The following is an 18071-nucleotide window of genomic DNA, read 5'->3' on the forward strand; positions in this document are numbered from 1 at the left end:
CGCCGCTCAGACGCCGGGCCGCAGGCCCCAGGCGCCCTGCCAGGTGCCGCCGGGCTTCAGCGTGATCAGGTCCTTGCCGGAGCGGAACGCGTCCGCCGGGCAGGTCATCGGCTCCACCGCCACCGACCGCCGGTGCCGCTCCCCGGTCAGCGTGTCCCCGGTGAAGACCTGCCACCAACCGAACTCCCGGTCCGCCCAGATGTGCACCGCGGCGGAGCCGTCCGGGGCGGCCAGGGTCACCGCCGAGCCCCCGTCGGCGTCCCGCACCAGGTCGCCGAAGGCCAGGTCGAGCACCGCGTCGCCGATCGGGCGGGGCTCGGTGAAGTCGTACTCGGTGCCGGCCACCGGCGTGGCGGCGACGGGGAGCAGGCGGCCGTCCAGCAGCACCCGGATCCGCCCCGGTACGCGCAGCGACACCTCGTCCACCGGCACGCCGGGCAGTCGCAGGTAGGGGTGCATCGAGTAGCCGTACGGGGCGTCCTCCGCGCCGAGGTTCGTCACCTCGTGCTCGACCCGCAGGCCGCCCGCGCCGACGCTCCACCGGTTCCGCAGCTGCAGTGCCCACGGGTAGCCCGGGGTCGGCGGCAGGTCGTACCCGACGGTGACCGCGTCGGCGGACTGCTCGACCAGGTGCCACGACACCCAGTTGACCAGGCCGTGGATCGCGTTCCGCTTGGCCGGCTCGCTCAGGTCGAGCTGCAACGAGCGCTCCCCGAAGGTGTACTGCCCGTCGCGGATCCGGTTCGGCCAGGGCGCCAGCACCTGCCCGGCGGAGCCGGGGCAGATCTCGTCGACGGCGTACCCGTCGACGTAGTCCACGCCGTCGTGCCGGTACGACCGCAGCCCACCACCGACCTCGACGATGACCGCCTCGTGGCCGTCGGCGGCAATGGTCCACTGTGTCCCGGACGGCGGGCGGGTTCCGGCCTTCTCCATGTCTGGCGACCTTAGTCGCCCGCCCCCGCCCCCGTCGGACCAGCCGAGCCGCTTCCCGCCCAGCGGTCGCCCGGTCCGCCGCGACCCGCCCGCCGGCGGCGGACGGTTCAGTCCCGGTCGGCGGCCGGGGTGGCCCGGTAGCGCAGCAGCGCCGGGAAGACCACCACCAGCGCGACGGCGAGCACCGCGGAGACCAGGCCCCCGCCCACCCAGGCCACGCCGGTGCCGAACCCGGCCGCCACCGCGCCGGCGCGCAGGTCGCCCAGGCGCGGCCCGCCGGCGATGACCACCGTGTTGACGCCCTGGAGCCGGCCGCGCATCCGGTCCGGCGCGTAGACCAGCAGCATCGACTGCCGCAGCACCGCGCTGACCAGGTCGGACGCCCCGGCCAGGGCGAGCAGCAGGACCACCAGCCAGAGCTGGCGGGCCAGCCCGGCCGCCGCCACCGCGAGGCCCCAGCCGACCACCGCCACCACCAGCACCAGGCCCTGCCGGCGGAGCCGGCCGATCCAGCCGGAGGTGAGCCCACCGAGCATCGCGCCGAGCGAGATCGCGCCGTACAGCCAGCCGACCGCCGCGGCGCCGCCGAACCGCTCCTCGGCCACCTCGGGGAAGAGCGCCCGGGGCATGGCCAGGACCATCGCGATCAGGTCGATGGCGAACGAGAGCATCAGCACCGGCGTGGTCGCCAGGTAGCGGAGCCCGTCGACGATGCTGGCCAGGCCGGCCTTGCGCGGGCTACCGTCACCGTCCGGGTCCGGCTCGGGCGGCAGCGCCGGCATCCGTACGGTCGCCCAGACGGCGGCGGTGAACAGGACCGTGTCCAGGCCGTACGCGATCGGCAGCGCGACGTCGGTCCGCCAGCTCGCGAAGATCAGCCCGGCCAGCAGCGGCCCGGCCACCGACGCGGCGGTGTACGTGGTGAAGTTCAGCGTGCTCGCGGCCGGCACCAGCTCGGCCGGGACGAGCCGGGGAAGGCTCGCCGTGCGGGCCGCCCCGCTGACCGCGAAGCCGACCGACTGGAGGGCCACCAGGGCCAGCAGCAGCACCGGACTGCCCACCCGGAGCACCGCCTGCAGCAGCAGCGCCAGCATCGACGCCCAGAGCAGCGCCTGACTGGCCAGCAGCACGCCCCGCCGGTCCCGGGCGTCGGCGACCGCCCCACCCCAGAGCCCGAAGACCAGCAGCGGCAGGAATGCGGCGATCCCGAGCAGGCCGACCCAGAACGAGTCCCGGGTCAGCGCGTACATCTCCACCGGCACGGCCACCGCCGTGAACTGGAAGCCGAGCATCGCGATGCCGCCGCCGAGCCAGATCCGCCGGAACTCGGGCACCGCCAGCGGACGCAGGTCGATCGCCCAGCGGCGCGCCCCGCGCGGCCGGGTCTCCCTGGTCGCGGTCACGGGGCCAACCGCTCCACGACCCAGTCGCCGCCGTCGGTCCGGCGGAACCGCAGCCGGTCGTGCAGCCGGCTCACCCGCCCCTGCCAGAACTCCACCGACTCGGGCCGGACCCGGAAGCCGCCCCAGTGCGGCGGCGCGGGGATCTGCGCCACGTCGGCGAAGCGCGCCACCACCGCCTCGTACGCCTCGTCCAGCGCCGCCCGGTCTCCGATCACCCGGGACTGGGCGCTGGCCCAGGCCCCGAGCTGCGACCCGCGGGGCCGGCTGGCGAAGTACGCCTCCGTCTCCGCCCGGTCGACCCGCTGCACCGGACCGGCGACGACCACCTGCCGCTGCATCGGGAACCAGGGGAAGACCAGGCTGGCGTGCGGGTTGGCGGTCGCCTCGCCGCCCTTGCGGGAGGTGTAGTTGGTGTAGAAGACGAAGCCCTCCGGGTCGTAGCCCTTGAGCAGCACGGTGCGGCCGCTGGGGCGGCCGGCGGCGTCGGCGGTGCCGACGATCATCGCGTTCGGCTCGGGCAGCCCGGCGGCGACCGCGTCGGCGAACCAGCGGTCGAACTGGGTGTACCAGTCCGCGGCCAGATCGGCCTCCGAAAGGCCCAGGTCGGCGGCGTACTCGTTACGCATTGCCGCCGGCGGCGGTGTGTCGCCCGTCACGTTCCTTCTCCCCCTCGCGGCGGCGCCCGCGTCCCCCGACGCTGGCCAGCCCCCACGGAAGAGTGTCACCGAGGACGTGACGGCCTCCACCGGCGGGGATGTCACGTGCGGCACAGTCGCAGTGGGTCGCGCATTTGGTTACCGAGCAGGCAAGATGTCACGAAACCATCCCTGAGGGTCGCCTAAGGTCTGGGCCGGACTGAGCCCGCGAGGGCGCACCGAGCCGGAAGCCAGGAGACGACATGTCTGACTTCAAACCGGGCCTGGAGGGCGTCGTAGCCTTCGAGACCGAGATCGCCGAACCGGACCGCGAGGGTGGCGCGCTGCGCTACCGCGGCGTCGACATCGAGGATCTGATCGGCCAGGTCTCCTTCGGCAACGTCTGGGCGCTGCTGGTCGACGGGCGGTTCGGCCCGGGCCTGCCGCCGGCGGAGCCGTTCCCGGTGCCGGTGCACTCCGGCGACATCCGCGTCGACGTGCAGTCCGCGGTCGCCATGCTGGCCCCGTACTGGGGGCTGGACCAGCTGCTGGACATCTCCGACGAGCAGGCCCGCGAGGACCTGGCCCGGGTCTCGGTGACCGCGCTGTCCTTCGTCGCCCAGTCGGCTCGCGGCCTCGGCCTGCCCGCCGTGCCGCAGAAGGAGATCGACAAGGCCGAGACGATCGTCGAGCGCTTCATGAAGCGCTGGCGCGGCGAGCCGGACCCGCGGCACGTCAAGGCCGTCGACGCGTACTTCATCTCGGCCGCCGAGCACGGCCTGAACGCCTCCACCTTCACCACCCGGATCGTCGCCTCCACCGGCGCCGACGCCGCGGCCTGCATCTCCTCCGGCATCGGCGCGCTCTCCGGCCCGCTGCACGGCGGCGCCCCGAGCCGGGTGCTGAGCATGCTGGAGGCCGTCGAGCGCAGCGGCGACGCCGAGGGGTACGTCAAGGGCGTCCTCGACCGCGGCGAGCGGCTGATGGGCTTCGGCCACCGGGTCTACCGGGCCGAGGACCCGCGCGCCCGCGTGCTGCGCCGGACCGCCAAGGAGCTGGGCGCGCCGCGCTTCGAGATCGCCGAGGCGCTGGAGAAGGCCGCGCTGGCCGAGCTCCAGGCCCGCCGCCCGGACCGGGTGCTCGCCACCAACGTCGAGTTCTGGTCGGCCGTGGTGCTGGACTTCGCCGAGGTGCCCGCGCACATGTTCACCTCGATGTTCACCTGCGCCCGGATGGGCGGCTGGAGCGCGCACATCCTGGAGCAGAAGAGGCTCCAGCGGCTGGTCCGGCCGTCCGCCCGCTACGTCGGGCCGGGCAGCCGCAAGCCCAGCGAGGTCGAGGGCTGGGACGCCATCCCGCACGGCGTCTGACCCGCGTACCCGTCGAAGGGGCCCCGTCCGCGCGGACGGGGCCCCTTCGCGCCCCCGGCCCGGCGCTGACGTCGGCGTCGGCTCGCCATGTCGGCGACATGGCGGTATCCGAGCCGCCGCGACACCGCCACATCGCCGACACGGAGTCGATCTAGCGGTCGGCCGACCGGCCGGTCCGCCCGGCCGCGGCGGCTGGTTGTGGCGCATCCCTCAGCGCACGGGACGGGACCAGCCGCCGGACGGCCCGGACGAGGTGCGAGGATGAAGGCTCGGCAGTGCCGCCGGACCGGGCTGGATCCCGGCCGCCCGTGCGCCCGCGCACGCGTCCGCCGCAGGTCCCCGCCCGGTGAAGGGCCCGCCCTCGCCCATGCGGAAGGATCTCGACAACCGTGGCTGACGCACCGACCATCCGGATTCCCGACGACATCAAGCCCGCCGACGGGCGGTTCGGCTGCGGGCCGTCCAAGGTCCGTCCGGCGGCCGTCTCCGCACTCGCGGACGTGGCCACCAGCTACCTGGGCACCTCGCACCGGCAGAAGACCGTCCGCGACGAGGTGGCCCGGCTGCGCCGGGGGATCGCCGAGTTCTTCTCCCTCCCCGAGGGCTACGAGGTGATCATCGGCAACGGTGGCACCACCGCCTTCTGGGAGGTCGCCACCTTCGGCCTGGTCCGCGACCGCGCCCAGTTCGCCAGCTTCGGCGAGTTCGGCGCGAAGTTCGCCAAGTCGGTCGCCGACGCGCCGTTCCTCGGCGAGCCGACGGTCCGCAAGTCCTCGGCGGGCACCGCGCCGACGCTGGTCGCCGAGGCCGGCGTGGACGTCTACGCCACCCCACACAACGAGACGTCCACCGGCGTCGCGGTGCCGATCAGCCGGGTGCCCGGCGCCGACCCCGGCTCGCTGCTGCTGGTCGACGCCACCTCGGGCGCGGGCGGCCTGGAGGTCAACGTCGGCGAGACCGACGTCTACTACTTCGCGCCGCAGAAGTGCTTCGGCTCCGACGGTGGCCTCTGGCTGGCCCTGATGTCGCCGGCCGCGCTGGAGCGGGCCACCGAGATCAAGGGATCCGGCCGCTACATCCCGGCCTTCCTCGACCTGGTCACCGCGATCGACAACTCGCGGCTGGAGCAGACGTACAACACGCCGGCGCTGGCCACCATCTTCCTGGCCGCCGAGCAGACCGACTGGATGAACTCGCAGGGCGGGCTGACCTGGGCGGCCAAGCGCACCGCCGAGAGCGCCGGCATCGTGTACGGCTGGGCCGAGCGCTCCGCCGTGGCCACGCCGTACGTCGCCGACCCGGCGCTGCGGTCCAACGTGGTCGCCACGATCGACTTCGCCGACGGGGTGGACGCCTCGGCGATCGCCAAGGCGCTGCGCGCCAACGGCATCGTGGACACCGAGCCGTACCGGAAGCTGGGCCGCAACCAGCTCCGCGTCGCGCTCTTCCCGGCGGTCGAGCCGGCCGACGTGGAGGCGCTGACCGCCTCCATCGACTACGTGGTGGACCGGCTCCAGTAGACAGTCACGACATGCGGGTGTCGCATCCCCCACCTTCGGGTACGAGAGCGTACGGTGGTCCGAGGACGCCCGGGTGGCCGGCTCGTGGCGTGACGGCCAGCGAAGCGGGACGGAGGCTACGCCATGCGCCCAGTACGCTTCGTCGCCCTCTCCGAGGACGGCCAGGCTCTGGTGCTCGCCGACGAGGTCGGGCGCCTGCTCGCCCTCCCCATCGACGAACGCATCGCCACGGTGCTGCACGCCGAGCCCGGCGCGGCGCCGCTCGCGGTGGTGCCGACCGCCGCCGACCCGACGCCGTCGCTCTCCCCACGGGACATCCAGGCCCGGATCCGCTCCGGCGAGTCCGCCGAGGACGTCGCCCGCATCGCGGGTGTCCCGGTCGACCGGGTGCTGCGCTACGCCGGCCCGGTGCTCCAGGAGCGGGCCATGCTCGCCCAGCACGCCCGGCGCACCCGGCTCAAGGGCGCCGAGAAGCCGACCCCGCTGGCCGAGGTGGTCAACGGCCGGCTGGCCCAGCACGGGATAGACACCGAGAAGATCTCCTGGGACGCGTACCGGCGCGACGACGGCACCTGGCGGATCATCGCCACCTGGCCGTCGGGCAAGGCCACCGCGCAGGCGGTCTGGGACCTCGACAAGCTGCGGCAGAACGTCACCCCGCACGACGACATGGCGCAATATCTGTGCGCCGAGCGTCCGACGCCGATCCTCGGCCAGGAGCCGGCGCCGGAGCGGGGTGGGCACGCGCTGCCCGGCCCGTCGCGCGGCGAGCCGAGCCGGGGCGGGCACGGCCTGCCGGCGGCCGGCGAGCACAGCCGTTCCGGGCGGGACCCGATCCGGGCCGGGCGGGACGCCCTGCTCGCCTCCCTCGACCGGCCGCTCGGCGGCACCTCGGGTCGCGGGCTCGACCCGCGCTCCCCGGCCGCGCTGGCCGGCGCCGACGCACCCCGGCAGCGGGCCGTTGGCGGAGGCGCGGCGGCACTGCTCGGCGGCGGTCAGGGTTCGGCGTTCGACGACGACTCGGACGCGCCGAAGGAGGTCCCGGCCGTACCGTCGCTGGCGGTGCTCCGGCCCCGCCGTACGGGTGCCGCGGCGGCCGGCGGCGAGTCGACCGACGCCTCCGGCAAGCCGCGCAAGCGGCTGCCGAGCTGGGACGACGTCCTCTTCGGCACCGGCCCGGCGGCCCGCGAGTCCTCCTGATCCAACGGGCACCCTGGCACGCGAGGCACTCTAAGTGCGCGCGTGCCAGGGTGGACCCATGGAGTACACGAATCTGGGACGCACCGGTCTGTCGGTGAGCCGGCTCTGCCTCGGCACGATGAACTTCGGGCCGCAGACCACCGAGCCGGACAGCTTCGCCATCATGGACCGGGCGCTGGAACACGGCATCAACTTCTTCGACACCGCCAACGTGTACGGCTGGCAGACCGGTGAGGGGATCACCGAGCAGATCATCGGCCGCTGGTTCGCCCAGGGCGGCGGCCGGCGCGACAAGGTAGTCCTCGCCACCAAGGTCTACGGCAAGATGGGCGACTGGCCCAACGAGCAGGGCCTGAGCGCCCGGCACATCATCCGGGCCTGCGAGGACTCGCTGCGCCGGCTCCAGACCGACGTGATCGACCTGTACCAGATGCACCACGTCTCCCGGAGCACGCCATGGGAGGAGATCTGGCAGGCGATGGAGACCCTGGTCGCCCAAGGCAAGGTGATCTACGTCGGATCGTCCAACTTCGCCGGTTGGCACATCGCCCAGGCGCAGGCGGCGGCGGGCCGGCGCAACTTCCTCGGTCTGGTCGCCGAGCAGTCCATCTACAACCTGCTCACCCGGCACGTCGAGCTGGAGGTGATCCCCGCCGCGCAGCACTACGGGCTGGGCGTCATCCCCTGGTCGCCGCTGCACGGCGGACTGCTCAGCGGGGTCCTGCGCAAGATGGCCGAGGGCGGTGCCGCGCGGGGTGCCAGCGGGCGCGCCGCCGACGCGCTGGCCGAGCACCGGACGACCATCGAGGCGTACGAGAAACTCTGCGCGGACCTCGGGCACGACCCGGCCGACGTGGCGCTGGGCTGGCTGCTCTCCCGGCCCGGGGTGACCGCCCCGATCATCGGCCCGCGCACCGTGGACCAGCTCGACCGGAGCCTGGGCGCGTTGACCGTCGACATCGACGACGCGACGGAGAAGCGCCTCGACGAGCTGTTCCCGCCGGTCGGCAACGGTGGCCCCGGCCCGGAGGCCTGGGCCTGGTGACCCACCCCCGACACCGGTGACCTCACGCCGCAGGTCGGGACCGCACCAGGCTCCGGGGCCGGTCAGAGCGGCCAGGCGGCGAGCCGGTCGTACGTCGGCTGGGGGCCGGGGTGGCTGCGGACCAGCACCAGCTCGGTCGCCGGCCACTCCGGCCCCTCGTAGCCGCCGAGCGCGGCGCGGTCGGCCGCCACGTCGGTCGGGTCGATCCGGTCGCCGGGGCGGGCGATCGTGAGGTGCGGGCGGAACGGCTTCTCGTCGTGCGGGAGGCGGTTGCGGCGCAGCCCCATCCGGATCAGCCGGCCCAGCACGTGCAGCGCCTCGACATCGCCGAGCAGGTCCACCCAGAGCACGGTGAAGCGGCCCCGACCGAACCGGCCGCCCCCGCCGAGCCGGAGCCGGGGTGCGCCGACGCGCCCCGCGCGGGACGTCTCGGCGGCGAGCCCGAGGGTGCTCTCCACGTCGACCAGGCGGTCCGCCTCCACGTCACCGAGGAAGGCGAGCGTGACGTGCAGGTTCGCCGGGTCGGCGAGGCGGACGTTGATGCCGGCGGCGGAGGCGGCGCCGATCCGCAGCCCGGCGAGCCGGTCGGTCAGGTGAGCGACCGCGGCGGGCGGCGGGTAGACCGCGACGAAGAGTCTCACGCCCGCCGGTGACGGGGTCGGCGGCCGGCGGCGGCGGCCGGCAGTGCCAGCCCCGCCTGGGCGAGCAGTCCTTCGACCCGGACCCGCTCGATCTCCCGGTCCACGCCCTCCAGCTCGGTGAGGTGCTCGGTGATCGCCAGGGCCCGGCAGGCGGCCCGGAGCCGGTCGTCGTACGCGTCGATGACCGAGGCGTGCCAGACCACCGAGCGGCCGCGGGCGGCGAGCCGGTGCCCGCCGAGGCGGCGCAGGTCGGCGGCGATGCGTTCCAGGGGTTGCCGGTCGACCCGGTCGAGCTGGGTCAGGTCGATGTCGCGGGTGAGGGCGTCCGCCTCGATCGCCCGGTCCAGCCGGGCGATGGTGCGGCGCTCGCGTCGCCCGTCGCGCCACTCGGCCCAGCCGCAGGCCACCCGGTCGAAGATCTCGTCGAGGCAGAAGAGCAGGGCGAACGCCGCCGGCAGACATGCCACGGCGAGGATCGCCAGTACCAGCGTCAGTGCGCCACCGCCTGCCACATATCGACGCTAAGGCCCACGCCCGGCTCCCGCCACCGGATTGCCGTATCCGGACGCGAAACCGGCCCACCTTTCCGCGTGGCGGGGGGCGGGCCGGCGGCGCGTCGGTCAGCAGTCGGGCGACGAGACCACGTAGAAGCGGGGCATGGGCAGCACCCGGAAGCGCAGTCGGGCGCCGGACCGCCGGAGCTGCCAGGTGAGCGCGAGCAGGGCGGTGGCCAGCGAGATCAGGCCACCCATCCAGATGCTCGCCCCGGCGCCGTAGGTCTCGGCGACCCAGCCGATCAGCGGGGCGCCGACCGGGTTGGTGCCGAGGAAGACCAGCACCCACAGGGCCATCACCCGGCCCCGGAAGGCGGCGTCGACGCCGAGCTGGACCCGCTGGTTGGCGGCCTGGGCGAAGAAGACCATGAAGAAGCCGGTGGGCAGCAGCAGCGCCACCACCAGCCAGTACGCCGGTGCCAGCCCGACCAGGGTGCCGAAGGCGGCACAACCGACCGCCGCGCCGAGCACCACCCAGACCGAGGGGCGGCTGCGCCGCCCGGTGCCGGCCAGCGCCCCGACCAGGGCCCCGATCGCCAGCGCGGTGCTGAACAGGCCGAACGAGGCGGCACCGGTACGGAACACGGTCTTGGCCAGCGCGGCCAGGGTGAGCTGGAAGTTGAACAGGGTCATCCCGACGACCGACATCACCGCCATCGGCAGCAGCAGGTCGGGACGGCGGAAGACGTACCGCAGCCCGTCGACGACCTTGGCCGAGTCCCGCTCGCCGACCGGCAGCAGGTCCTTGCGGTGCAGTTCGGCGGGGCGCATCCGTACCACGGTGGCCAGTGGGGCGATCGAGCTGACCGCGGTGAAGAGGAACACCGGGCCGACGTCGAAGGCGGCGATGGCCAGGCCGGCCACGGCCGGGCCCACGATCCGCGCCGAGTTGAACACCGCCGCGTTGAGCGAGAGCGCGTTGGGCAGCAGGGACATACCGACCAGCTCGGAGACGAACGCCTGCCGGACCGGGGTCTCGACGGCGTTGGCGACGCCGAGCAGGGCGGCGAAGGCGAAGACGTGCCAGAGCTGCACCAGGTCGGTGAGGACCAGCACGCTCATCCCGAGCGCGAGCACCGTCCAGAAGGCGTTGGCGACGAAGAGCAGCAGTCGCTTGTCGTACCGGTCGGCGAGCCGGCCGGAGAGCAGGGTGAGCAGCAGCACCGGGGTGAACTGGAGTGCCGTCACCACGCCGAGCGCGGTGGCGGAGTCGTTGGAGAGCTCGAGGACGAGCCAGTCCTGGGCGATGAACATCATCCAGACGCCGATCAGCTTGATCAGCTGCCCGGATGCGAATAGCCGGTAGTTACGGACCTGTAGGGACTGGAACATCGTCGTCAGCTTCGCCTGCACTCTTGGTGCGCCTCCTCGGTGGTACGCCTCATCCACGACGGACGGTGCGGACCCCGAGGTACGGGTGCGGTCAGGCTCTGGCGAGCTGCTGGAGGATCTCGGCGGCGCGCCGTAGCGTGTCGCGTTCGTCCTCCGTGAGCGCGGCGAGCCGGCTGGCCAGCCACTCGTTGCGGGCCCGCTCGAACTGTTCGAGCACGGCCAGGCCCCCCTCGGTCGCCGCCAGGATGACCTGACGACCGTCGGTCGGGTGGGGGGTGCGCTGCACGAGGCCACGCTCCTCCAACTTCGCGACGATCTTGGTCATCGTCGGTGGCTGCACCCGCTCGACGTCGGCCAGTTCCCGGGGCGTCAGCGCGCCCGCCAGCTTGAGGCTGGTGAGCGCGGAGAGCTGGGTGACCGTCAGGTCGCCGACCGGCCGGGCCTGTCGGACCCGTCGGTTGAGTCGGGTGATCGCATCACGCAGCTGAGGGGCCAGCTGCGCCGGTGGCACGCGTTTCGCCGTCACCGTCCGCTCCGTCACAGTAGTTAGCATAACTAATGAGCCTGGCTAACGACATGCGATATGACCATGCTCACGAGGAAGTTTGTGCTGCTCCGGGCCGGGTATCCGATTTCGGCCCCGGCCCGGATCGGCGGTGGAGCTACTGCACCACGGACTCGATCGGCCCGCGCAGGAAGTAGAGCACGAACAGCGCGGCCACCCCGTAGAGCAGCGGGTGGATGTCCTGCGCCTTCCCCTTGGCCAGCTTCAGCACCACGTAGCTGATGACGCCGGCGCCGATGCCGTTGGAGATCGAGTAGGTGAACGGCATGAAGGTGATGGTGAGGAACGCCGGAATGGCGATCTCGTAGTCGGTCCAGTCGATGGTGCGCACCGCGGTCATCATCAGGAAGCCGACCACCACCAGCGCCGTCGAGGCCGCCTCGAAGGGCACCACCACCGACAGCGGCGCCAGGAACATCGCCAGCAGGAAAAGGGCGCCGGTGACCAGGTTGGCCACGCCGGTCCGGGCGCCCTCCGCCACACCGGCGGCGCTCTCGATGTACGACGTGTTGCTGGAGACGCTCGCCGCGCCACCGGCCGCCGCGGCGATCGAGTCGACCAGCAGGATCTCCTTGGCCCGCGGCGGGGTGCCCCGCTCGTCGAGCATGTCCCCCTCCTGGCCGATCGCCACCATCGTGCCCATGGTGTCGAAGAAGTCGGTGATCAGCAGGGTGAAGACGAACATCAGCGGCACCAGCCAGCCGGCCCGGCTCCACGAGTCCAGCACGTTGAAGTTGCCCAGCAGTGACAGGTCGGGCACGTCCACGACCTGCTTGGGCAGCTCCGGCACGTTCAGCGACCAGCCCTTGGGGTTGGGCTTGCCGTCGACGAAGGACGGCCCGACGTTGGCGACCGCCTCCACGATGATCGCCAGCACGGTCGAGGCCAGGATGCCGATCAGGATCGCGCCGCGCACCCGGCGTACCACCAGCACCAGGGTCACCAGCAGGCCGACCACAAAGACCAGCATCGGCCAGCTGACGATCTTGCCGTTGATGCCCAGGCCCACCGGCACGGTGGTGTTGGCCGCGTCCGGAAGCCGCCGGACGAAGCCGGCGTCGACCAGGCCGATGATGGTGAGGAAGAGACCGATGCCGACGCCGATGGCCGTCTTCAGCTGGGTGGGGACCGAGCGGAAGACCGCGGTGCGCAGGCCGGTGAGGACCAGCACGGCGATGATCACACCCTCGATCACCACCAGGCCCATCGCGTCCGCCCAGGTCATCTCCGGCGCGATCTCGTACGCGACCAGCGCGTTCACGCCCAGGCCGGCGGCCAGCGCCATCGGGAATCGTCCGACGACGCCCATCAGCATCGTCATCAGGCCGGCGACCAGGGCGGTCGCGGCGGCCAGTGCGGGGATCGAGAGCTTCTTGCCGTCACCGTCGACCGCGCCGCCCAGGATCAGCGGGTTCAACACCACGATGTACGCCATCGTGAAGAAGGTCGCCAGACCGCCCCGAACCTCGCGGCTCATCGTCGAACCACGGGCGGAGATCTCGAAGAACCGGTCGAAACCGGTGCGGGGCTGGGCGGGATCGGGTGGAGTGCCGTTGTCCGGCGGCGCAATGGCCATCAGGTCCCTCGCAGGTGATCTTCCGTTGTCGCGCGCATCGTCCCAGATCACGGCAGGGCAGGAAAAGTTGGTCGCGTACGCTTTCCCCCGTGCCACAGGAGCAAGCGCCGCGGCCCGAGCCGCTCGACCCGCCGATGGTCCCGTTCGCGGTCGCCGGGCTGATCGCCTGGGCGGTCGTCGGCCTCGTCCTGCTGGTCTTCTTCCGGGGCTGGCTCACCGAACACGGGCACCAGAACTGGCTCTGGACCTGCCTGGCCGGTTTCCTGTGGGGCTTTCCCGGCCTGGCCGTGATGATGCGGCACGACGCCAACCGGCGCCGCCGTCGCGAATCGTCCCCGCGGGACTGACCGTCAGGAGTGGCCGTACGGCTCCGCCGGCTCGCCCGTCTCCACCGAGCCCGGCGCGCGACTGACCGACACGGCTTCCACCGCGCTGTCGTCGTAGACCGTGGGCATCTCGTCGACCGGCGACTCCGCCGCCTCGACCAGCGCCTCGGAGTGCGCGCCACAGCCGTGGTCGGCGCTGACCACCCGGCCGTCGTCCGGGGCGTAGAAGTTGCCGCAGGCTCCGAAGGCCTGCCGCATCGCGCCGGCCAGCGGCAGGTAGAAGCCGCAGGTGCCGCAGCGGGCGGCGGCGGGTGCCGCCACCGAGATCGGCGCGGACGGGCCGTGGTCGCCCTCGTACCAGCGCTCGGCGGTCTCGGAGCGCCCCTCGCGGGACAGCACCCGGGGCCGGCCGAGGCCGAGCTCCCAGGAGACCTCCTCGACCGCCGGGTCGTCGGAGAGCAGGTAGCCCGGGGCGAGCCGCTCGTCGTCCGGCGCGGTGGGCAGCAGGTCGCCCGGACCGAGGTCGCCCGGCTTGAGCCGCTCCTGCCAGGGCAGCCAGCCCGGGGCGAGCAGGGCGTCGGAGCCCGGCAGCAGCACGGTCTCGCAGACCGTGACGTGCTTGCTGCGCGGCACCCGGGTCACGGTGACCGCCCACCGCCAGCCGCGGTAGCCGGCGAGCCGGCACTCGAAGTAGTGCGTGACGACCCGGTCGCCCTCGGCGACGGCGCGCAGGTGATCACCGACGTCGGAGGGCTCCACCTCGGTGATGGCGTCGCGCGCCACGTCGACGGCGGCGGCGCAGACCTGGTCGAGGCGGGCGGCGCGGGTGGAGGCGGGCCTGGTCACCCGTCCATTGTTCCCCATGCACGTCGCCGCCTGACAGGGACTCCCCGATGACGTCTTCCCCGGGTGGCGCGACGGGCGTGGATCAGATGGGCGAGGATGGTGCACATGCCGCTCTCCTCCCGCTCCGGGCGGTCCGTCCTCGGCCGGACCGCCGGCACGGGCATCCGCTCCGTACGTCTGCTGTTCCGCGGATCACTGCGCGGAGGACGCTGGATGACCCGGCGGGCGGGGTCGGCGCGGGCCCGGGGTGCCGGCGGTGACGTCGGCATGGTCCGCCTCTTCGACCTGCACGCGGTCTCCTGCGCCGGTGACACGCTCATCGCGATCGGCCTGGCCGGGACGATCTTCTTCGACGTCCCGCTCGGCGAGGCGCGCAGCAAGGTCGCGCTCTACCTGCTGGTCACGATGGTGCCGTTCGCCATGCTCGCGCCGGTGGTCGGCCCGTTGCTCGACCACTTCCGGCACGGCCGCCGGTACGCCCTGGCCACCACCATGCTCGGCCGGGCGTTCCTGGCCTGGTTGATCTCGGACTACATCGGCGGCCTCGGGCTGTACCCGGCCGCGTTCGGCGTGCTCGCGCTCTCCCGGGCGTACGGGGTGGCCCGCTCGGCGGCCGTGCCCCGGTTGCTGCCCGAAGGGCTCGGCCTCTCCCAGGTGGGGGCCCGGGCCAGCGTCTACGGCACGGTGGCCGGCGCGCTGGTGGCGCCGATCGGGCTGGCCGCGTTCTGGTTCGGGCCGCAGTGGCCGCTGCGGGTGGCCTCGGTGATCTTCCTGGTCGGCATGGTGATCGCGCTGCGGCTGCCACCGAAGGCGGACTCCGAGCCGCCGGAGCGGGTACCCCGCCCGTGGCGCGGGCTGAACCCCGACCGGGACCGGCCCCTCGGCCGGGGTCGCCCGGCCGGCCGCCTGGTGATCGCCACCCTGATCGGCGCGGCGGCGCCGCGCGCGCTCTACGGCTTCCTGCTGCTCTTCCTCGCGTTCGCGCTCAAGAAGGGCGACCTGAACACCGACTTCTTCGGGCGGGAGCTCAGCGACCAGGCGGCGCTGGGCCTGGTCGGCGGGGCGTTGGTGGTGGGCGGCTTCCTGGCCACCGCGCTCGGCACCCGGCTGCGCATCCACCGGCCCGCCGCGATCCAGTCGAGCAGCATGGTCATCGTGGCCGGGGTCGCCGTCCTGGCCACGCTGAAGTTCTCCCTGCCGATGGTGGCGATGCTCTGCCTGGTCGCCGCGCTGACCAGCGGAATCGCCAAACTGGCCGTGGACGCCTCGATCCAGGAGCGGATCCCGGAGCGGCTGCGGGCCAGTTCCTTCGCCCACTCGGAAACCGCGCTGATGCTGGCCTTCGTGGCCGGCGGCGGTCTCGGCCTGGTCCCCTTCGAGGGGCGGGTGGGCATCGCGGTCGCCGCCGGGGTGGGCGTGCTCGCCGCCGTCCGGGGCATCGTGGTCGCCGGTCGACTGCGCGGCGAACGGCTGATCGGTCGCCCACTCACCGACGAGGAACTGGCGGACCACGACGTGCCGGAGGACGCGGCAGGCAGCACGCCGGGCTCAGACCGGCCGGACAGCCCGGACCGCGGCCGGCCCGGGCCGACCCACGAGCCGCACTACGCCGGTCGCGACCGGCCCGTGCCGACCCACGAGCCGCACTACGCCGGTCGCGACCGGCCTGAGCCGACCCATGGGGCGCGCACCGCCGGTCGGGACCGGCCCGGGCCGAGCCACGAGCCGTACACCGCCGGTCCGCACGATCACGACGCGGCGGCGGACGCCGCCACGGCGGCCGCCGCCCAGGCCGCGCCGACCTCACCGGCGCCGACCGGCCACCGCTCCCCCGACACCGCCGGCGACGACGCCGGGCTGGCGCCGCCCGGGTACCACATCTACCGGCCGTCCTCGGCGGTGGCGCGTCCCGGCGGGGCGGACGACGACCAGCGGCGGCAGTCGCCAGGGTCGGTGTCGTGACGGGTCTGCTGGTGCTGACCGCCGTACCGGCCGAGGCGGAGGCGGTCCGGGCCGGCCTCACCGACCCGACGGTGACCGTACGGCCGGTCGGGGTGGGGCCGGCGGTGGCCGGTGCCGCCACCGCGCGGCTGCTGACGCTGGCCGAGGCGGCGGGTCGCCCGTACCGGGCGGTGGTGAGCGCCGGGATCGGCGGCGGCTTCGCCGGCCGGGTGGCGGTCGGCGCGACGGTCCTCGGCACCCGCAGCGTGGCGGCGGACCTGGGCGCGGAGTCGCCCGAGGGGTTCATCCCGGTCGACGAGCTGGGCATGCCGCCGGAGCTGCTGGGTGGCGGCCCGACCGTCTACGCCGACCCCGAGCTGCTGGCCGCCCTGCGCGCGGCGCTCCCCGAGGCGGTCGTCGGCGCGGTGCTGACCGTCAGCACGGTGACCGGCACGGCCGCGAGCACCCGAGCCCTCGCCGACCGTCACCCGGACGCCGTGGCCGAGGCCATGGAGGGGTACGGCGTGGCGGTGGCCGCCGCGCACGCCGGCCTGCCCTTCGCCGAGCTGCGCACCGTCTCCAACCCGATCGGCCCCCGCGACCGGGGGTCGTGGCGGATGCGGGAGGCGTTCACCGCCCTCACGGCGGCCGCCCGGGCCCTGAACTGACCGGCAGCGCGAGACACATCGCCAGGGGCCGGTGCGATGCGATTCGGAAGCCGCACGCTGCCAGGAAGTTGACGCCCGGGCCCTCGGCGACCCCGGACACCGCACCTATCCGCGCCTCCGCCATCCGCCGGAGCAACGCGTCCAGCAACCGACGCCCGATGCCGAGCCGCCGGTGCTCGCCGGCGACCAGCACTCCGTCGAGCACCAGGTCGCGTGGCCACACCGACTCGTCGCCCCCGTATGCCAGGTGCAGCGTGCGCTCGTGGGCCCGCAACTCGCCGATCAGCTCCCCGTCGGGCAGCTCGGCGACGAACCGCCAGCACGTCGCCGACCGGCCGGACTCGACGACCTGGCGTATCGAGAACTCGCGGCGCACCCGTTCCGCCCTGCGCCGCCGGTCCCGGTAGCCGCGGTCCCGCTCGTACGTCGCCTCGGGCAGCGGCAGGGGCCACCGCTCGGGCGGCAGGTTGTACCAGTCCGCCCACCACGCACCCGGCCAGTCCTTCGGCTCGTGCACCGGCCATGCGTCCAGATGTGCCGGGTAGCGCCGACCGACCGCGTCCCGCAGCTCGTCGTGCGGTACGGCCGGCAGCCCGCACGTCGCCTGCCCGCCACCCTCCTCAGCCGCGCCGTGGCCAGCTGGCCCAGCCTCAATGCCGCACCCGACCTCGACCCCGTCGCCGACGGTCGGCACGGACATCACGATCCGGCCCTGCACCGCTGCCACCAGGGCCTCGATCGTGCGGAAGCGCGGGTCGACCGCCCGTCCCGACTCGATGCGCGCGATCGTCGCCTGCGGTACCCCGGCCTTCTCGGCCAGCTCCCGCTGGCTCAGATCGGCGCGGCGGCGCATCGCGCGGATCGTGCGGCCCAGGTCGATCCGGGGCGATGTCTGCGTCACGAACTCATGCTGCGGCCAAGCGCCGCGTCCTTTCAACAGCCCTGGCCATCCTGTGGACAACCCTGTGGAAAACCCGCCGGGCTGGGGACAACGGTGGGGTGATGCGGCGCTTTGGAGCTGATGTCGCTAACGACTCACGCCCGGCTCTACGCGCTGAGTGAGCGGTATGACGTCCGGTGGTGGCGCGAAGCGCAGCAGCGGGTAACCGGCCCGTTGTTGCGGCGGCCATCCTGCCGAGGGTGAGGCACGGACGGTGAGGCGCCGACGCATCCACCAGCGGCACCCACCCGGCTGAATCGTTCACGACATCAGCTCCAAAGCGAGTTGCGAAGGTGGTGCCAGGCGTCCTGAAACGGCCTGACCAGTGAGCGCTGAGCGGCGCCGGCGGCGCGGCCGATGGGCGGCGCGGGCGGGGCGGCCGATGGGCGGCGCGGGCGGGCGGCCGATGGGCGGCGCGGCAGGCGGGCGAGCAGGGCGGCGCCGGCGTGAAGCGCCGGGGGGCGAGGGCCCGGCCAGCGCGAAGGCCCGGCCAGCGCGAAGGCCCGGCCAGCGCGAAGGCCCGGCCAGCGCGAGGGCGCGGGCAGCGCGAGCGCGGCGGCGGGGTCACAAGAG

At 73.7% G+C, this 18071-nt stretch carries 16 protein-coding genes and 2 pseudogenes; 8 read left to right on the plus strand and 10 right to left on the minus strand.

Features of this window, described 5'->3' with window-relative positions; all coding sequences use genetic code 11:
* Positions 1 to 6 precede the first annotated feature (6 nt).
* The 3 genes from KBX37_RS18440 to pdxH form a co-directional block, all read right to left on the minus strand.
* Positions 7 to 936 carry an aldose 1-epimerase family protein gene (locus tag KBX37_RS18440; protein WP_210777183.1) on the minus strand — a complete coding sequence of 310 codons (930 nt, stop codon included), beginning with the start codon at positions 934 to 936 and terminating at the stop codon, positions 7 to 9.
* Between the two features lie 107 nt (positions 937 to 1043).
* Positions 1044 to 2339, minus strand: a complete 1296-nt coding sequence (locus KBX37_RS18445) for an MFS transporter (protein ID WP_210777184.1) — start codon at positions 2337 to 2339, stop codon at positions 1044 to 1046.
* Positions 2336 to 2965 (minus strand): pyridoxamine 5'-phosphate oxidase, encoded by a 630-nt coding sequence (pdxH, locus tag KBX37_RS18450; protein ID WP_210777199.1) that lies wholly within the window; start codon positions 2963 to 2965, stop codon positions 2336 to 2338. The genes KBX37_RS18445 and pdxH overlap by 4 nt, the downstream gene beginning before the upstream one ends.
* 272 nt (positions 2966 to 3237) lie before the next feature.
* On the opposite strand from pdxH, the gene KBX37_RS18455 reads away from it, so the two are divergent.
* The 4 genes from KBX37_RS18455 to KBX37_RS18470 all read left to right on the plus strand — a co-directional run bounded on the left by KBX37_RS18455 (position 3238) and on the right by KBX37_RS18470 (position 8109).
* Positions 3238 to 4344, plus strand: a complete 1107-nt coding sequence (locus tag KBX37_RS18455) for a citrate synthase 2 (RefSeq protein ID WP_210777185.1) — start codon at positions 3238 to 3240, stop codon at positions 4342 to 4344.
* Between the two features lie 389 nt (positions 4345 to 4733).
* Positions 4734 to 5864, plus strand: coding sequence for a phosphoserine transaminase (gene serC / locus KBX37_RS18460; protein WP_210777186.1), 1131 nt, complete (start codon positions 4734 to 4736; stop codon positions 5862 to 5864).
* A gap of 123 nt (positions 5865 to 5987) precedes the next feature.
* Positions 5988 to 7064, plus strand: a complete 1077-nt coding sequence (sepH, locus tag KBX37_RS18465; RefSeq protein WP_210777187.1) for a septation protein SepH — start codon at positions 5988 to 5990, stop codon at positions 7062 to 7064.
* A 58-nt stretch (positions 7065 to 7122) separates the two neighbouring features.
* Positions 7123 to 8109, plus strand: coding sequence for an aldo/keto reductase (locus KBX37_RS18470; protein WP_210777188.1), 987 nt, complete (start codon positions 7123 to 7125; stop codon positions 8107 to 8109).
* A gap of 62 nt (positions 8110 to 8171) precedes the next feature.
* Here the strand turns inward: KBX37_RS18470 and thpR are convergent, their stop codons facing one another.
* The 5 genes from thpR to KBX37_RS18495 all read right to left on the minus strand — a co-directional run bounded on the left by thpR (position 8172) and on the right by KBX37_RS18495 (position 12777).
* Positions 8172 to 8750, minus strand: a complete 579-nt coding sequence (gene thpR, locus KBX37_RS18475; RefSeq protein ID WP_210777189.1) for an RNA 2',3'-cyclic phosphodiesterase — start codon at positions 8748 to 8750, stop codon at positions 8172 to 8174.
* Positions 8747 to 9262, minus strand: a complete 516-nt coding sequence (locus KBX37_RS18480) for a hypothetical protein (protein ID WP_210777190.1) — start codon at positions 9260 to 9262, stop codon at positions 8747 to 8749. Before KBX37_RS18480 ends, thpR begins: the two co-directional genes overlap by 4 nt.
* 108 nt (positions 9263 to 9370) lie before the next feature.
* Positions 9371 to 10657 carry an MFS transporter gene (locus tag KBX37_RS18485; RefSeq protein ID WP_210777191.1) on the minus strand — a complete coding sequence of 429 codons (1287 nt, stop codon included), beginning with the start codon at positions 10655 to 10657 and terminating at the stop codon, positions 9371 to 9373.
* Between the two features lie 70 nt (positions 10658 to 10727).
* Positions 10728 to 11177, minus strand: a complete 450-nt coding sequence (locus tag KBX37_RS18490) for a MarR family winged helix-turn-helix transcriptional regulator (RefSeq protein ID WP_172894517.1) — start codon at positions 11175 to 11177, stop codon at positions 10728 to 10730.
* 121 nt (positions 11178 to 11298) lie between these two features.
* Positions 11299 to 12777, minus strand: a complete 1479-nt coding sequence (locus tag KBX37_RS18495) for an NCS2 family permease (RefSeq protein ID WP_210777192.1) — start codon at positions 12775 to 12777, stop codon at positions 11299 to 11301.
* A 134-nt stretch (positions 12778 to 12911) separates the two neighbouring features.
* Between KBX37_RS18495 and KBX37_RS18500 the strand changes: the two genes are divergently transcribed.
* Positions 12912 to 13124 carry a DUF2530 domain-containing protein gene (locus KBX37_RS18500; protein ID WP_218896793.1) on the plus strand — a complete coding sequence of 71 codons (213 nt, stop codon included), beginning with the start codon at positions 12912 to 12914 and terminating at the stop codon, positions 13122 to 13124.
* A gap of 3 nt (positions 13125 to 13127) precedes the next feature.
* Here the strand turns inward: KBX37_RS18500 and KBX37_RS18505 are convergent, their stop codons facing one another.
* Entirely contained in the window at positions 13128 to 13967 is an 840-nt protein-coding gene (locus tag KBX37_RS18505; RefSeq protein WP_210777193.1) for a DUF3027 domain-containing protein, read from the minus strand.
* A gap of 87 nt (positions 13968 to 14054) precedes the next feature.
* On the opposite strand from KBX37_RS18505, the pseudogene KBX37_RS18510 reads away from it, so the two are divergent.
* The 3 genes and pseudogenes from KBX37_RS18510 to KBX37_RS18515 form a co-directional block, all read left to right on the plus strand.
* Positions 14055 to 15464 (plus strand): annotated as a pseudogene (locus tag KBX37_RS18510) (MFS transporter); the annotation flags it as partial.
* 246 nt (positions 15465 to 15710) lie between these two features.
* A pseudogene (locus KBX37_RS36000) lies at positions 15711 to 15911 on the plus strand (MFS transporter); the annotation flags it as partial.
* Complete coding sequence (locus KBX37_RS18515; RefSeq protein WP_210777195.1) at positions 15908 to 16558, plus strand: futalosine hydrolase; 651 nt, start codon at positions 15908 to 15910, stop codon at positions 16556 to 16558. The pseudogene KBX37_RS36000 and the gene KBX37_RS18515, both read left to right, overlap by 4 nt.
* Here KBX37_RS18515 and KBX37_RS18520 read toward each other — a convergent pair.
* Positions 16530 to 17459: a GNAT family N-acetyltransferase gene (locus KBX37_RS18520; protein ID WP_210777196.1), complete on the minus strand. Its 930-nt coding sequence runs from the start codon at positions 17457 to 17459 to the stop codon at positions 16530 to 16532. The two genes, KBX37_RS18515 and KBX37_RS18520, sit on opposite strands and share 29 nt — an antisense overlap.
* Positions 17460 to 18071 lie beyond the last annotated feature (612 nt).

This window comes from Micromonospora sp. U56, assembly GCF_018070095.1.
GTDB lineage: Bacteria > Actinomycetota > Actinomycetes > Mycobacteriales > Micromonosporaceae > Micromonospora > Micromonospora purpureochromogenes.

Bases quoted from the DNA above. Each gene is read 5' to 3' on its own strand.
- KBX37_RS18440 (WP_210777183.1), bottom strand. From the start codon at position 936: ATGGAGAAGGCCGGAACCCGCCCGCCGTCCGGGACACAGTGGACCATT.
- pdxH (WP_210777199.1), bottom strand. From the start codon at position 2,965: ATGCGTAACGAGTACGCCGCCGACCTGGGCCTTTCGGAGGCCGATCTG.
- KBX37_RS18455 (WP_210777185.1), top strand. From the start codon at position 3,238: ATGTCTGACTTCAAACCGGGCCTGGAGGGCGTCGTAGCCTTCGAGACC.
- sepH (WP_210777187.1), top strand. From the start codon at position 5,988: ATGCGCCCAGTACGCTTCGTCGCCCTCTCCGAGGACGGCCAGGCTCTG.
- KBX37_RS18470 (WP_210777188.1), top strand. From the start codon at position 7,123: ATGGAGTACACGAATCTGGGACGCACCGGTCTGTCGGTGAGCCGGCTC.
- KBX37_RS18495 (WP_210777192.1), bottom strand. From the start codon at position 12,777: ATGGCCATTGCGCCGCCGGACAACGGCACTCCACCCGATCCCGCCCAG.
- KBX37_RS18500 (WP_218896793.1), top strand. From the start codon at position 12,912: ATGGTCCCGTTCGCGGTCGCCGGGCTGATCGCCTGGGCGGTCGTCGGC.
- KBX37_RS18505 (WP_210777193.1), bottom strand. From the start codon at position 13,967: ATGGGGAACAATGGACGGGTGACCAGGCCCGCCTCCACCCGCGCCGCC.